General features: G+C 66.2%; 15 protein-coding genes. All 15 read right to left on the reverse strand.

The window, feature by feature from the left end; all coding sequences use genetic code 11:
* Positions 1 to 2: 2 nt before the first annotated feature.
* Complete coding sequence (locus tag ACRQ5Q_RS27995) at positions 3 to 935, reverse strand: N-carbamoyl-D-amino-acid hydrolase (protein WP_439393147.1); 933 nt, start codon at positions 933 to 935, stop codon at positions 3 to 5.
* 148 nt (positions 936 to 1,083) lie between these two features.
* Positions 1,084 to 2,379 (reverse strand): aminotransferase class III-fold pyridoxal phosphate-dependent enzyme, encoded by a 1,296-nt coding sequence (locus ACRQ5Q_RS28000; protein WP_439374478.1) that lies wholly within the window; start codon positions 2,377 to 2,379, stop codon positions 1,084 to 1,086.
* Between the two features lie 11 nt (positions 2,380 to 2,390).
* Positions 2,391 to 3,971, reverse strand: a complete 1,581-nt coding sequence (locus ACRQ5Q_RS28005) for a hydantoinase B/oxoprolinase family protein (RefSeq protein WP_439393149.1) — start codon at positions 3,969 to 3,971, stop codon at positions 2,391 to 2,393.
* Entirely contained in the window at positions 3,968 to 5,977 is a 2,010-nt protein-coding gene (locus tag ACRQ5Q_RS28010; protein ID WP_439393151.1) for a hydantoinase/oxoprolinase family protein, read from the reverse strand. Before ACRQ5Q_RS28010 ends, ACRQ5Q_RS28005 begins: the two co-directional genes overlap by 4 nt.
* A gap of 476 nt (positions 5,978 to 6,453) precedes the next feature.
* Positions 6,454 to 7,383, reverse strand: coding sequence for a dihydrodipicolinate synthase family protein (locus ACRQ5Q_RS28015; protein ID WP_439393153.1), 930 nt, complete (start codon positions 7,381 to 7,383; stop codon positions 6,454 to 6,456).
* 18 nt (positions 7,384 to 7,401) lie between these two features.
* Entirely contained in the window at positions 7,402 to 8,190 is a 789-nt protein-coding gene (locus ACRQ5Q_RS28020; protein WP_439374475.1) for an amino acid ABC transporter ATP-binding protein, read from the reverse strand.
* Positions 8,187 to 8,918, reverse strand: a complete 732-nt coding sequence (locus ACRQ5Q_RS28025; RefSeq protein WP_439374474.1) for an amino acid ABC transporter permease — start codon at positions 8,916 to 8,918, stop codon at positions 8,187 to 8,189. Before ACRQ5Q_RS28025 ends, ACRQ5Q_RS28020 begins: the two co-directional genes overlap by 4 nt.
* 19 nt (positions 8,919 to 8,937) lie before the next feature.
* Entirely contained in the window at positions 8,938 to 9,774 is an 837-nt protein-coding gene (locus tag ACRQ5Q_RS28030) for an ABC transporter substrate-binding protein (RefSeq protein ID WP_439374473.1), read from the reverse strand.
* Positions 9,775 to 9,896: 122 nt separating this feature from the next.
* Positions 9,897 to 10,199, reverse strand: a complete 303-nt coding sequence (locus ACRQ5Q_RS28035) for a hypothetical protein (RefSeq protein WP_439393155.1) — start codon at positions 10,197 to 10,199, stop codon at positions 9,897 to 9,899.
* An 11-nt stretch (positions 10,200 to 10,210) separates the two neighbouring features.
* Positions 10,211 to 11,164: a dihydrodipicolinate synthase family protein gene (locus tag ACRQ5Q_RS28040; protein ID WP_439393157.1), complete on the reverse strand. Its 954-nt coding sequence runs from the start codon at positions 11,162 to 11,164 to the stop codon at positions 10,211 to 10,213.
* Positions 11,161 to 11,592 carry a MaoC/PaaZ C-terminal domain-containing protein gene (locus ACRQ5Q_RS28045; protein WP_439374470.1) on the reverse strand — a complete coding sequence of 144 codons (432 nt, stop codon included), beginning with the start codon at positions 11,590 to 11,592 and terminating at the stop codon, positions 11,161 to 11,163. The genes ACRQ5Q_RS28040 and ACRQ5Q_RS28045 overlap by 4 nt, the downstream gene beginning before the upstream one ends.
* Positions 11,593 to 11,595: 3 nt before the next feature.
* Positions 11,596 to 12,003 (reverse strand): MaoC/PaaZ C-terminal domain-containing protein, encoded by a 408-nt coding sequence (locus ACRQ5Q_RS28050; protein WP_439374469.1) that lies wholly within the window; start codon positions 12,001 to 12,003, stop codon positions 11,596 to 11,598.
* An 11-nt stretch (positions 12,004 to 12,014) separates the two neighbouring features.
* A complete protein-coding gene (locus ACRQ5Q_RS28055; RefSeq protein WP_439374468.1) occupies positions 12,015 to 13,178 on the reverse strand; it encodes an acyl-CoA dehydrogenase family protein in 1,164 nt (387 codons plus the stop codon).
* Positions 13,175 to 14,365 carry a CaiB/BaiF CoA transferase family protein gene (locus ACRQ5Q_RS28060; RefSeq protein ID WP_439374467.1) on the reverse strand — a complete coding sequence of 397 codons (1,191 nt, stop codon included), beginning with the start codon at positions 14,363 to 14,365 and terminating at the stop codon, positions 13,175 to 13,177. Before ACRQ5Q_RS28060 ends, ACRQ5Q_RS28055 begins: the two co-directional genes overlap by 4 nt.
* A 14-nt stretch (positions 14,366 to 14,379) precedes the next feature.
* Positions 14,380 to 15,288 carry a 4-hydroxy-tetrahydrodipicolinate synthase gene (gene dapA / locus ACRQ5Q_RS28065; RefSeq protein ID WP_439399889.1) on the reverse strand — a complete coding sequence of 303 codons (909 nt, stop codon included), beginning with the start codon at positions 15,286 to 15,288 and terminating at the stop codon, positions 14,380 to 14,382.
* Between the last annotated feature and the right edge of the window lie 35 nt (positions 15,289 to 15,323).

A 15,323-nucleotide genomic window follows, 5' to 3' on the forward strand; every position in this document is an offset into this window, starting at 1 on the left:
CGTCACTTCTCCGGCGGCGGCACCGCGCCGGTCTGACTGGTGATCAGGCCGTAATGCTCGATGCGGCGGTGCCGGGCGAAATCGAAGATCGTGGTCTTGCCGAAGGTGGTCGCATCGAGGTCGCAGGCGTGAACCAGAACCTCGTCGTCCTCGGTCCTGGCTTCGGCGACGATCTCGCCATCGGGATCGACGATCAGGCTGCCGCCGAACAGCGGGTGACCATCCTCGACGCCGGCCTTGGCGACCGCGACGACCCAGGTCGCGTTCTGATAGGCGCCGGCCTGCACCGAGAGGCGGTTGTGGAACAGGCGCTTCTCGACGCCCTCCTCGCTCTTCTCCGCATTCACGGACGGCGTGTTGTAGCCGATCAGCACCATCTCGACGCCCTGCAGGCCCATCACGCGATAGGTCTCGGGCCAGCGGCGATCGTTGCAGATCGCCATGCCGATGATGCCGCCGAGCTCGCGCCAGACCTTGAAGCCGAGATCGCCCGGCTCGAAATAGCGCTTCTCCAGGTGCTGGTGCGAGCGCCTGGTATCGTAGTCGACATGGCCCGGGAGATGGACCTTGCGGTATTTGCCGACGATCTTGCCGGCCTTGTTGGTCAGGATCGCGGTGTTGAAATGGTGGCCGTCCGGCGTCAGCTCGGCATAGCCGAAATTCATCGCCATCCCGTGCTGCGCCGCGCGTTCGAACAACGGCCTCGTCGCCGCGTACGGCATCTCGCGCTCGAACCAGATGTCGAACTCGGCGCGATCCTCGACATACCAGCGCGGGAAGAACGTCGTCAGCGCCAGCTCGGGATAGACGATGAGGTCGGCACTCTTGCTCTTGGCCTCGTCCATCAGCGCAATCATGCGCTTGACCACGGCCTCGCGGCTGTCGGCTTTCTGGATCGGGCCCATCTGGGCGGCGGCGACATTGACGATACGCATCAGCGAGTTCCTGATTTCTTGAGTTTCTTGACGAGATTGGGGATCGCAGTTTCAGGAGCGTGTCGGCGCACGCAGCTTAACGCAGCATGGCCCGGAATTTCCAGCCGGGCACCAGCGAGGCGGCATGGTGTGCATTGCATAGCGCGCATCAGCCGTGCTCCGCATCGGCAATGTCGAGGCCATGGTCGAGCGCATCCAGAAGAAGGTCCGCCTCGCACTCGGAGATCACCAGCGGCGGTGCCAGGAAAAGCGAAGTCTGCTCGCCGCTGGTGCCGATCACCGCGCCGGCCTCCAGCGCCCGCTCCGCGACGCGCGAGGCGATCGGCACCTCGGTGGTGTCGGCATGCCAGGTACGCCAGTCCGGACCGTGCAGCTCCACCGTCCAGTGCAGCCCCTGCCCGGCCACGCGCTGCACGCTCGGATGCTTTTGCGCGATCGCCAGCAGGCGGCGGGCGAACAGCTTCTCCACGTTTTGCACGTGCTCCAGAATCCCGTCGTCACTAACGACCTTCAAGTATGCGCTGACGGCGGCCATGCTGATGGGATGACCGCGCAGAGTGCCGTAGTTCTGCCAGCTCGTGCCCTTGAGCCGCTCGACGATGTCCTTGGATACCACGACCGCGGCCACCGCCGCCGCGCCGCCGCCGAGCGACTTTCCCAGCGTCACGATATCGGGGCGGCTCTGCGCGCCCTGGAAGGCGAACCAGCGGCCCGCGCGACCTGCGCCGGTGACGACCTCGTCCGCGATCCAGTACGAGCCGGCTTGCCGCGCACAGCGCGCCACCTCGTCCTGATAGACGGCGTCGTAGTAGATGCCGCCTTGCGTGTAGTCGATGATGGTTGCCGCGGTGTCCGACAGCAGCCGCGTGGCATCGGCGAGATATTCGCTCGGCGGGGTGTTGTTGGCCGGCCCGCCATAGATCGCGCCATCCGGCGCCGGCAGGATCCGCACCGGCGCCATCGGCGCCGGCAGTTTTGAGCCGCCCGCGTGCACCGCAAGGCCACCGTGCCATTGCGGCTGCACCGTCATGCTGCGCGACAGGCCGGTGATGCCGTGATAGGCGCGCTCGCGCGTCGCCAGCGCGGAACGCTGCGTCAGCGCCTGGCAGAGCGACAGCGCCATGTCGTTGGCTTCGCTGCCGCTGATGCAGAAGCGCACCGCGCCGACCCAGTCCTCTTCGCCCTTGAAGGCCGTCGCCATCAGATCGTCGGCGGCCTGTTCGCGGCCGACCCAGGTCCACCCCTCGTTGACGACGGGCGTGTCGGCTGCACGGCGGATCGCCTCGACCATCGCGGGGTGACGATGGCCGAGACCGCCGCCGGTGTTGCTGCCGTCGATCAGCTTGCGGCCATCGGACAGGTGAAAGTAGACGCCCTCGCCGCCGACCACGGCCATCGGCGCGCTATCGCCCGCATTCAAACCGGTTCGCAACAATCTGCTCATCGCGGATCCCCTCACTTCGCCGCCGCGGGGCCGTAACCGCCGCCGCCGCACATCTCGATCGTGACGAGATCGCCTTGCTGCAACACCAGGTTCGACTTGCCGTCGATCGCGACGTTCGCGCCTTGCCTGACCAGCGAGATGCGGCAGGCCTTGCCGGACTCGCCGCCCTGCATGCCCCAGGGCGCCATCACCATACGCTCGATGCAGGTGGTGAGATGCATCGAGGGCGCGAGGATGCGGTAGGTGCGGACCGAGCCGTCACCGCCGCGATGCGCGCCCGCGCCGCCGGAATTCCGGCGAATGGCCTGCTGCTCGAGCCGGATCGCGTAATTCGCCTCGATCACCTCGACCGGCGTGTTCGAGGTGTTGGACAGATGCACCCGCGTCGCCGAGGTGCCGGCGCGATCGTGCCGCGCGCCTTCGCCGCCGCCATGGACCTCGTACAGCATCTTCCAGGACCCGTTCGGCCGCGGCTCGGCGAAGAACAGCACGCCCGCGGTGGTCGCGCCGCCCGCGGACAGGCGCTCCGGAATCGTGTCCTGCATCGCGCGAAAGATCGCATCGACGATGCGCATCGACGTCTCGTGGTTGCCGGCGGCAACGGAAGCGTTCCAGCCCGGCTCCAGGATCGAGCCCGGGCGCGTGATGATGGTCAGAGGCCGGAGCGCGCCGGCGTTCTGGTTCATGTCGCGCCCGCTCATGATGCGTGCGGCGTAGGCGACCGCCGAGCGCGCCATGAACGGCGTCGTGTTGCAGAAATTCGAGACGCGGTCGCAGCTTCCGGACAGATCGAACGTCGCCTCGTCGCCGCGAATCGTGATCTTGACGTGGATCCGCGCCGGCGCGTTGTTCGCGCTGCCGTCGTCGAGATGGTCTTCGCCCTCGTAGACGCCATCAGGCAGCGCGCGAAGCGCTTCCCGCATCTCGATCTCCGAGAGATCGTGCAGGCGCGACTGCGTCGCCATGAAGACTGCCTTGCCGTGCTCGCGGCAGAGCTCGACGATGCGCTTCTCACCGGCCTTGGTCGCCGCGATCTGCGCCAGGAGATCGCCCTCGCAGGACTCGGGGTCGCGGACGTTGGCCTTGAGCAGCTGCACGATCGGGGTGTTGACGCCGGCCGAGGTTGCGATCAGCACCGGCGGAATTCGCATCGCCTCCTGGAAGGTGTCGACGGCTTTTGCGAAATAGCTGCCGGGCCAGGTGCCACCGATGTCGGGCCAGTGCGCGAGGCTGATCGCGAACGCGACGATCTCACCCTCGACGAAGACTGGCCGCACGACCTTGACGTCGTTGAGATGGTTGCCGCCGAGCGCACCGACATTGTAGATCACAACGTCGCCGTCGTTCAGGTTTTCGCGCGGCATCACCTTCAGCAATTCAGGGATGGTGTAAGCCATCGCACCGAGATGGATCGGAATGTCGCGGCCCTGCCCGACCAGCCCGCCATGGCCGTCGGTGATCGCGGACGAGAGATCGCCCGCTTCGCGCAGCAGCGGCGAGCGCGCCGAGCGCGTCATCACCAGGCTCATCTCTTCGGCCGCGGCGGAGAGCCCATGCCTGATGACTTCGACGACGAACGGATCGAGCTTCATGCCGCCCTCCGTGTCAGGAACAGATTGCCGGCCTCGTCTGGCTTCGCCTGCCAGCCCGGCGGCACCACCACCGTCGACCACGCGTCTTCGATGATGGCCGGGCCGCTGACGGTCTCCACCAGCGAGGCGCGGTCGACGATCGCTGTCGCGATCTCGTGGAAACCATCGAACGCGCAGGTCCGCTTGCCGGACGAGGCCGCCCTCGCCGCCGTCGCCGGCCGGCTGACGACGGTCGTCGACGGGCGGCGGGCCTGCACCCGCACGGACTCGATGACGCATGGCTCGCCGGTCGCATAGCCGAACAGCTCATGGTGCCGCGCCAGGAAGTCCTTCTTCAACTGTGCGACGTCGAGCGGCAGCGTGAAGGATACCGGGATGGCATCGTTCTGCGCGGCGTAGCGCATCAAGGCTACCAGCTCGACCTGGATCTCCGCCGCCGCAACGCCATTGGCGATCAGCGGCGCGGAGGCATCGTCAATCAGCGCGGTGATCCGCTCCGACACGCGCGCGAGATCGATGCCGTCGAGGGCGGCGCGCAGCGTCTGCTGCTGGAGGAAACTGAAATCGGCCGTGAGGCAGCCCAGCGCGGAGAACGCACTCGACGCGCTCGGGACCACCACCTGCGCAATCCCGTAGAGATCGGCGAGACCCGCGGCATGCATCGGGCCGCCGCCGCCGAAAGCGAGCAGCGTGCAGTCGCGCCCGTCGATGCCGCGTTCGACCGTGACGCGGCGGAGCGCGCGGGCCATGGTCGCGTTGGCGACCTTGATGATGCCGAGCGCCGTTTCGGTCAGGCTGAGGCTCAGCGCCTGCGCGATCGGCTCAATGACGCGCTTGGCGGATTCGACGTCGATCCCGATACGGTCGCCAAGCTTCGTTTCGGGATTGAGATAGCCGAGCACGGCGTTGGCATCGGTGATGGTCGGCTCCGTGCCGCCGCGGCCGTAGCAGGCCGGCCCCGGCTCGGAGCCGGCACTCTCGGGCCCGACTGTGAGGCCGCCGGGACCGTTGCGGACGATCGAGCCGCCGCCGGCGCCGATGGAATGAACCGCCAGCATCGGCTGGCGCAGCGGCTTGTCGCCGAGCATGCGGCCGTCCGCCATCTCGGCCTGGCCGTCCACGATCAGGCAGACGTCCGTCGTGGTGCCGCCCATGTCGAAGGTCAGCATGCGCGAGGCGCCGAGCTGGCGCGCGATGCTCACCGATGCCGAGACGCCGGCTGCCGGCCCCGACATCGCCATCACCAGCGGCCGCCGCTTCACGGCGGAAATCGGGATCATGGCGCCGGCGGAATGAAACACCTGCAGGCCGGGCCCGATCGGCAGCCGCTGTTCGAGCTCGCTGAGATACTCCACGGCGATCGGCATCGCCGCCGCATTGAACACCGTGGCCGAGGTCCGCTCGTATTCGCGCGCCTCGGGATCGACCTCGTGGGAGAGCGAGACGTGGGCGACGACACCCCTGAGACGCTCGCCCAGCATCTTTTCATGCACAGGATTGGCATAGGCGTGAAGCAAGGCCACGGCCACGCTTTGCACGCCGGTCTCTTTCAGCCAAGCCACCAGACGCTCGATCTCCGCTTCGTCCAGCGCCTTCAGCACCCCGCCTTCGTGATCGATGCGCTCGGCGAGCCCAAAGCATCGTTCGGGCGGCACCAGCGGCGGCGATTTCGGCGGAATGTCGAGCCGGTAGAGATCGCGGCGGCGATAGCGCGCGATCTCCAGCACATCGGCAAAGCCCTCGGTCGCGACCAGCGCCACTTTCGGCAACCGCCCCTCGACAATGGCGTTGGTGACGCGCGTGGTGCCGTGGACGAAGCGCTTGACCTCGCTCTTGCGCAAGCCCACCGCCTCGATGGCCTCCAGCATCGCCTGCGCGGGCGCGTCGGGGCGCGACGGCACCTTGGCGATCCGCGCCTCGGCGGAGTCGCGCCGGATCGCGATGATATCGGTGAAGGTACCACCGATATCGGTGCCGACCTCCCAGTGATGTTCGGAAGAGCTCATGTGCAGGGGTCAGCTACGCGTGACGTCCGAGCCGGACGCCGAGTCCTTGCCGTCCATCGCAGACCAATACCAAACCGAGATCGCTCATCATGCATCCCCTGTGATGCCACCGACCGGGAGCGTGCGACAGAGTGATGGGCGCGGGATAGGCCCAGCGTTGTCGCAAACCACAGGACTTACGCACGAGCGACGCCGCGCGCCGCGCCACCAGGTGCACGATTTGGTGCAGCTCTGCTTGCGCGGAGAGCACGCAAGCGCGGACGGCTCCACGCGGGAAAAGTGCAGCGCACCACGGATTTCTCCGCGCAAATCGTAGCATCTGCTGCACTGCAATGGGAGCAACTCGACATCCTCTGTCTAATTTGCAGGCGATCGACCGGCGCTGCCGGAGACCTCCGTGCCTATGAGCTATGCACCGCGGTCGGCTCAGCCTCGCTTTATTGTACGAACAGTAAGCGCTGGCTGAAGCCGAAGCGTTACCCATAGCCGGCGGTTCGCAAGGCCAGTTCGAGCCCGTGAAGCTCTGCTGGCGTCGCCGCCGGCTGCGGCGGTCGCGCCGCGTCGCATGACAGACGCCCGAGCAGCTTCAGGCAGGCTTTCAGACGCACGGTCGCGCGTCCTCCCGGCGCATCGCGGTAGATCGCGACCGCCAGCGGATAGAGCTTTTCGTGCGCGGCGCGCGCCCGCTCCCAATCGCCGGCTTCCGCCGCAGTCCAGAGGCTGACGACAAGCTCCGGCGCGACGCAGGCAAGGCTGACCTGGCTGCCGGCCGAGCCGATGAGATAGCTGGTCAGCAGATGTTCGTCGCCGGAGCCGAGCACGACGAAGTCCGGCCGCACCTTGCGGATCAACCTGAGATTCTGTTCGTACGTCGCAACCTCCCAGCTGCCCTCCTTGATCGCAACGAAGCGAGGATCGGCCAGGAGCAGTTCAAGCTGCGGTGGCGCATAAGCCATGGCTCCGGCGCCGACGGGCGCAGCGTAGAGCATCAGCGGCACCGTCGTGGCATCGCGAATGCGGCCGTGATGCTCGATCACGCACTCATCGGCATGGCCGAGCGCCCAGCTGTTGGGCGGAAACACCAGCAGCCCGTCCGCGCCGGCCTGCTCCGATGCGGCAGCCTCGCGCGCGGCTTCCAGGCTCGATTCATGGTTGACCCCGGAGACGATCAGGCAGTCCTTCGGGGCGTGCCGGCGCGCCAGTTCCACCACCCGCCGCTTCTCGGCCAGCGACAGCACAAAATTCTCACCGGCGTGACCGTTGACCAACAGCCCCTTGATGCCGGGCGTGGACGCGACCGAAGCGATATGCGCCGCGAGCTGCGCCTCATCCACCGCGAAATCGGCCGTCATCGGCACGATCGTGGCGGCGTGAATGCCACGCAGGCGGTCGCTGAATGTCCGCATCGCCGCCGACATCGCCAGCTAGTGAATGATCTGGTCGAGGAACGTTCGCGCCCGCTCCGACTTCGGATGCTTGAAGAACTCCTCCGGCGCGGCCTGCTCGACCACCTTGCCCTCGTTCATGAACACGATTCGGTCGGCGACCTCACGGGCAAAGCCCATCTCATGGGTCACGCACAGCATGGTCATGCCCTCTTCCGCGAGCTTCTTCATGGTTTCCAGCACCTCCTTGACCATTTCGGGGTCGAGCGCCGAGGTCGGCTCGTCGAACAGCATGATCTTGGGCCGCATGCACAGCGCCCGCGCGATGGCGACGCGCTGCTGCTGGCCGCCGGACAGCTGCCCGGGGAATTTCCCGGCCTGATCCGGAATCCGGACTTTTGTCAGGAAATGCATGGCGAGGTCCTTGGCCTCCATCTCGCTCATGCCGTTCGCCGTCATCGGCGCCAGCGTGCAGTTCTCCAGCACCGTCATGTGCGGAAACAGATTGAAGCTCTGGAACACCATGCCGGTGTCGCGCCTGACGGCATCGATGCTCTTGCGCTGATGGTCGAGCTCGACGCCGTTCACGTAGATCAGGCCCTCGTCGTGCTTCTCGATGTGGTTGATGCAGCGGATCAGCGTCGACTTGCCCGAGCCGGAGGGACCGCAGACCACGATCTTCTCGCCCTTGGCAACCTTGAGGTCGATCTGGTCGAGCGCGGTGAAATCGCCATAGTGCTTGTAGACTGCTTCCATGCGAACCGCGGGAACCTCGCGCAACTGCGGCTGCATCGTCGCGCCCTCCATATTCATCGGCGTCTCGCTCATGCCCGGGCCTCCGCGCTCGCCTGCGCGATCGGCGCCCTCGCCGCAATCTTCCTGGATTTCGCAACGCTCGATCGGCCGAAATGCTTCTCGAGCCGGCGCTGCACCGCGTCCCAGACCGAGGTGAGGATCAGGTAATACGCCGTTGCAGCCGCATAGACTTCGAGGATCTGGAAATGCTCCTGCATCAGCATGTCGCTGCGGCGCATCAGCTCTTCGACCGAGATCACGGACGCAAGCGAGGTCGCCTTCAGCAGCGAATTGATGGAGTTGCCGAGCGGCGGGATCATCAGCCGGAACGCCTGCGGCAGGGTCACGCGGCGGAACGTGACCCAGGGTGACAGGCTGAGCGCCCAGGCGGCTTCGCGCTGACCCGCCGACACCGCCATGAAGCCGCTGCGCACGATCTCGGCGAGATAAGCGGCCTCATTGAGGATCAGCCCGACAAGCGCGCAGGCGATCACGCTGAACTTGATGCCGAGCTGCGGCAGGCCGCTGTAGATCACGACGAGCTGGATCAGCAGCGGCGTGCCGCGGAAGAACCAGATGTAGAAGCGCGCGACACCCGCGAGCACCGGATTCGACGACATGCGCAATAGCGCGATGCCCATCCCGAGGATCAATCCGCCGACGACTGCCGCCACCGTCAAGCCGATGGTGACGAGCACTCCCTTCATCAGGAAGTAGTTGAAGAAGTAGCTGACGGCGGCCGTCGGACTGAAATGGCTCATCGGCTCGTCTCCGTTGGTATCAGGCCGGACCGGGGCCGGCGATGGCAAGCGGCTGGTCGGCCGGCATGCTGGTCAGGCCGAACTTGTCGAACAGCGCCTGGTAGCTGCCGTCGGCGCGCATCGCATTGAGCGCCTTGACGACGGCATCGACCACCGTCTTGTTGCGGAAGCCGAGCGTGGTGCGCGCGGTGCCGAGGCCGCTCAGCACTTCCTTGACGCGGCCGCGGCCGGCGAGATCGCGCGCGACGCTGTCGACCAGGAGCGCGTTGTCTACCTGTCCGGCGAGAAGCGCGCTGACGACGTTGGTGGCGGTCGGGAACGTTCGCATCTCGACGGCGGTGCCGCCCTTCGCAACGCTGGCATCGCTGAGCTTCTTGAGCCAGTTCATCTGGTAGGTCGAGACCTCGACGGCGGATGTTTTTCCGATCAGGTCATTCTCGGTAGCAATTTTTGTGCCGCTGTCGGGCGCAACCACGACCGAAATGGCCTGAATGGCGTAAGGCACCATGTACATCAGCTTGGAGCGTTCCTCGGTCCAGAACATGCCGGTGTCGATGCCGTCGATGCGGCCCGCGCTCATCGCGGGGATCATGGCCGGAAAATCCATCCGGACGAGTTCGACCGGAAGACACAATCTCTTGCCGAGCTCGGCGGCGAGCTCGACATTGAGGCCCTGCAGCTGACCGTCCTTGTCGACGAATTGCTGCGGCGGATTGGTCGGGTTGATGGAGAGCTGCAATTTGCCAGGCGCGATCAGATTATCGTCGGTGATCGCGGGCGTACACGCGGCATGCGCGTTCGCGGATGCAAGAACGAGTGCCGCAGCAACACCCAAGCTAAGCAGTGTCGAGACCATGAATACCTCCAGTAAGACGCCAATGACCGATGCAGTCCCTCGTCCGGGATTCTCCCTCAACGTTTCTTGGATGCGGCCGGCCGGATTTCGCGACGTGGCAGACAGCATCGTCCTTGATCCACTCAGGCCGGTCCCGACATCGGCCTGAGCTGGATCCGCATGAAATTCTTCACCAGGGATTCGAACGGACCGAAGCCTTTCACCTTCAGGAACTCCGGCGTCTCGAACGCCCAGCGGCCCGCGACTTCGTACATCGCGGCGTATTTCGGTCCGTCACCGATGGAGACGAAGCGCTGGGCCGAGAGCCAGCCCGGACAGGCGAGCAGATCGGGGAAATGGGTCTGCTCGTACCAGGCGTTGAACGCAGCCTCGTGCTCGGGCTCGATGTCGACCCGCACGATATGGATGAAGGCTTCGTCCGGCATCTTCTCGCCCCTCATCGCACGCGGATGTCGCCGGCCGCGCGCGCCGCGTCTACTGTCGTTGCAATGGTCTCGCACAGCGCAGGCAGAACCGGCAGCAGCGGCGGCCGCGGATCGGCGTTGCGGATCAGGCCGAGCGCCTTCAGCCCGACCTTCATGCGCGTGTGCATGTCCATGATCGGCGCAGGCCCGTAGATGGCGCGAACGATCGGATAGAGCCGCTCGTTGACGGCACGCATTGCCTTGAGGTCGTCGGCGAGGGAGGCCTGCCACAGCTCCGCGAACAGATGCGGCGCGAGGCTGACGAGGCCGGAGAGAATGCCGTCACCGCCGGCGGCAAGCTGCGGCAGGAACCAGTTGAAGTTCGACGGGAGGATCGCGACGGAAGCGTCGGCCTGCTTCACCGCCCGCCGGTTCTCGTCGTAGGCCAGCATGGTATCGCTGCCTTCCTTGACGGCGATGACGCTGTCGAGCGCTGCGATCTTGGCCAGCGTCTCCGGCGAATAGCCGCAGCCGGACGCCAGCGGATACTGGAAGATCGACACCGGAATTCCGATCGCGGAGCTGACTGCCTGCACGAAAGCCACCGGCGCGCGCGAGGTCGCCGAGGCGCCGCCGCCGAGCGGCGCGGGCGGGAACAGCACAGCGCAATCGGCTCCGGCAGCTTCCGCGAGCTGGGCCTGATGGATCGCTTCCGCGGTGGAATGTGCGATGATGCCTGAGAGCAGCGGCTTGCCGCCGATCTGCTTGCGCGTCCGTTCGATCACGGCCTGACGTTCGTCGTCCGTGAGTGACCCGCCCTCGCCGGCATGACCATTGACGAACACGGCTGCGATCCCGTCCGGACAGGCGCAATAGTCTAGCAGGCGGGCGTAGCCGTCCCAGTCGATCGAGCCGTCATCCCTGAAGGGCAGCACGGTCGCGACCGTGACACCGCGCAAATCCGGTCTCGTCATCGTCCTGCTCATGACGGTTTCCGACGTGGGAATTTCAGGCTCGCCCGCGCCTTCAGCACTTCGAGGCCGCCCTCGTTGCGCGCGCTCGCCTCCCAGATGATGGTTCGCGCCTCCTCGTGCTGCTCAGCGATCCAGACGTCGAAAGTGAGCGTGTCGCCATAGAACACGGGACCGGTGAACCAGAAGCGGTCCTCCACCGAGACGCCGATGGTGCCGACCAGCTCAGAGGTGAGGATGCTGGTGCAGAGGCCCGCGACCATGATCCCCGGCGCCAGCCTGCGGCCGAAGCGCGTTGCACCGGCATAGACCTCGTCGACATGGACGGGGCCGAAATCGCCGGTCGCCGCGATATAGAGCGCGCCATCCGCCTCGGTGATGGTCTTGCTCAGGCTGACCCTGTCGTTGACCTTGAGATCGTCGAAGGATTTCGGCTCGTACATGGCTCAGCCCTTGGCAAAGGGTACCAGCGTCGCGGTGCCGTCGACCACGGTGGCGCCTGAGGGGGACAGCGTGCAGGTGACCCGGCAGACCGCGTCGTCGCCGTCAAGGGAGACGATCTCGGCCCTGGCTTCGACGGACTCGCCGACGATCACGGGCGCGGCAAAATTCAGCGCGATGCTGCCGATCCGCCGCGTCGGACCGCCGAGTTGGCTGAGGCACGTCGTCGCGAGACCACCGACCGCGAGTTCGAAGGCCACCATGTTCGACGCGCCGGCTTTCTTCGCGCGGACGGCGTCGACATAGAGACCGCCGAGATTGCCGCTGATGCCGGTGAACATCGCCTGCTCGGCCACCGTCATGGTCTTGCGGAAGGCGAAGGCGGCGCCGGGCTTGAGAGGTGCGTGAGACATCGATCGCTTCCCTAGAGCTGCAAACCGTTCTTGATGGTGCTGCGCGCAACCAGCATGCGATGGATTTCGGAGGTGCCGTCGTAGATGCGGGTGACGCGGGCGTCGCGATACATCCGCTCCAGCGGCAGGTCCTTGCTGAACCCCATGCCGCCGAACACCTGGATGGCGCGGTCGACGACGCGGCCCTGCATCTCGGACGCCGCAACCTTGATCATCGAGACCTTGTCGCGCGCATCCTTGCCCTGATCGATGTCCCAGGCCGCGTTCATCACCATCATCTTCACGCCGAAAATCTCGGTGGCGGAATCGGCGATCAGCTTCTGCACCATCTGGAAGTCGCCGATGAGCTGGCCGAACTGGCGCCGTTCGCCGGCATGCCTGCGCATCATCTCCAGCGCACGCTGCGCCATGCCGACGGCGCGGGCGCCGATATGGGCGAGCCGGATCTGGAGCACGCTCTGCATGATCAGCTTGAAGCCGCCGCCGACCTCGCCGAGCACGGCCGCTTTCGGAATGCGGCAGTCCTCGAAGGTCAGCTCGGCATGGCCGTAGCCGCGATGGCCCATCATCGGCTGGGTGCGCGCGACCTTGAAGCCGGGTGTGCCGCGGTCGACCAGGAACAGGGTGATGCCCCCGCGCGCCCGCTTCTCCTTGTCGGTCAGCGCCATCAGGATCACGTAGTCGGCGATGTCGCCGTCGCTGATGAAGTGCTTGGTGCCGTTGAGGACCCACTGGTCGCCATCGAGATGCGCGGTCGTGCTGATCGATGCCGCGTCGGAACCGGCGCCCGGCTCGGTAATCGCCATGGCGCAGATCTTGTCACCCTTGACCGTCGGCAGCAAATAGCGCCCGACCTGGTCGCCCTTGCAGGCCATCAGCATCGGATAGACCTGGCCGAACACGCGGCGGATCAGCGCATCGGAGGTCTTGCCGAATTCTTCCTCGACCAGGCAATGCTCGACGCAGGTTAGACCACCGCCGCCGACATCCGCCGGCATGTTCATGGCGTACAGGCCGAGCTTCTGCGCTTTGGCTTTGGTCACGGCCAGCACGTCGGCCGGCACCCTGGCCGTCTGCTCCACGACGTCTTCGAGCGGCTGCACCTCCGTCTCGACGAAGCGGCGTACGGTGTCGACCAGCAGGCGCGTCTCCTCGGGGAGCGAAAAGTCGATCATCGCGCCACCCCGACGGCCTTGCCCGCGACCATCGCGTCGATCTCCGCGGCGCCATAGCCGATCTCGCCGAGCACCTCGCGCGTCTGCGCGCCCAGCCGCTGCGGCACCAGCCGCACCTCCGGCGTCCGGCCGTCATAGCGCGCGGGATGCGCGACCATCCGGATCGGCGCGCCCCCTGCACTCTCGGCGCTCTTGAACACGCAGAGGTGCTTGAGCTGGGGATCGGTTTCGAGGTCGCGATAATCCTGCACCGGCGCATGCCAGACTCGCGCGGCCTCAAGCGAGGGCAGCCATTCCGCCGTCGGCTTCTGCTTCAGCCTGACAGCAACGATCCGCGTGATCTCCTCGCGCTTGGAAAAACTGTCGGTGTCGCCGAACTGCTTGAGCGCTTCGCTCTCGAGCGCGACGGCAAGCGCCTTGGGCGATGCCATGGAAATCGCGAGATGGCCGTCGGCCGTGGCGTGAATGCCGTAGGGACCGGGGCTGAACCATGCCGCGATGCCGGCCGGACCGCGCGACGTCGGCGACGGCGCGCCATTGAGCCAGGCGGTCAGCGGCTCGACCTGGAGATCGAGCGCAGCCTGGTAGAGGTTCACTTCGACGAGCTGCCCCTTGCCCGTCTTCGTTCGGGCAAACAGCGCCGCGAGGATGCTCATCGCATAGAGCGAGGCGGCATGCTGATCGACGATGACAGCGCCGACCGCCGTCGGCTCGCCATCGGCACGCCCGGTCCGCATCGCAAGACCCGACATCGCCTGGAGCAGGAGATCCTGGCCGGGACGATCCTTGTACGGCCCGTCCGATCCGAAGCCGGTCGCCACCGCATAGATCAGGCCGGGGTTGATCTCCTTGAGGGTGTCGTAGCCGAGGCCGAGCTTGGCCATGGTGCCCGGCCGAAAGTTCTCCATCACGACATCTGAGGTCGCAACCAGCTTCTTCACCGCGGCAATGCCGTCGGGATGCTTGAGATCGACGGAGAGGCTGCGCTTGTTGCGGCCCGTGGCCAGATGATTGACGCTGTCGCCTGCGACGAAGTGGTTGGCGACCGCCCAGTTGCGCTGGAACGCCCCCTCGATCGGCTCGACCGCGATGACGTCGGCGCCGAGATCGGCGAGCGTCTGCGCGGCCAACGGGCCCGCGAGATAGTGATTGAAGCTGAGGATCTTGACGCCGTCGAGCAGGTTCATCCGTTCACCTCGATTCAAGCAGCCGCACCCGGCGCGCCGCGCCAGGCGAGATCGAACGTCTTGACCAGGGCACGTGCGGCCGCATCCTGTGCAGCCGGCAATGGCAGCCGCGGCGGGCGCGGGTGGCCTGCTGCAAAACCCATGTGGCTGAGCAAGGCCTTGCTGCCGGCGACGTAGGCCTGGCCGCCGACGAATTCGATCACCGGCAGATATTTCAGGTAGAGCTCGCGCGCTTCCTTGATCGCGCCGTGGTCGGCGACGAGGCTGAAGATGCGGGCCATTTCCGCCGGGACCACGTTGGAGGCCACGGCCACCCAGCCCTGCGCGCCCTCGACAAAGGATTCGAATCCGAGGATGCCGCCGAACACCGTCATCCTGTCGCCGCAGAGGCGGATGATGTCGCGCACGCGCGTCACCTCCAGCGTCGACTCCTTGATATAGAGGCAGTTGTCGATCTCGGCGATCCGCGCCACGAGCGGCGGCTTGAGATCGACATTGGCGGTTGCCGGATTGTTGTAGACCATGATCGGCAGCGCGATCGCGTCGGCCACCGTCTTGTAGTGATGCACGAGCTCGTCGTCGGTCGGCGTCGAATAGAACGGCGGGATGATCATCACGCCGTCAGCGCCCAGTTTTTCGGCACGGCGGCTGAGGCGCACCACCTCGCGCGTATCCTCCGCACCGGTGCCGATCAGCACGGGGACGCGGCCCGCCGCCTGACGAACGACGACCTCGGCAACCAGCGCCTTCTCGTCATCGTCCATGGACAGAAACTCGCCGGTCGAGCCAAGCGGGATAAGCCCGTGGATGCCCTCCGCGATCTGCCAGTCGACGAAGGCGCGCAAGGCCGCGACATCGACCTCGCCCCCGGCCGTGAACGGGGTGATCATGACGGTATAGGTGCCGCGGAACGTCTTCATCAGGGCATCGCCGGGTGCTCGGGTGACTTCAGGCGATG

It is taken from the genome of Bradyrhizobium sp. PMVTL-01, assembly GCF_051861855.1.
Lineage (GTDB): Bacteria > Pseudomonadota > Alphaproteobacteria > Rhizobiales > Xanthobacteraceae > Bradyrhizobium.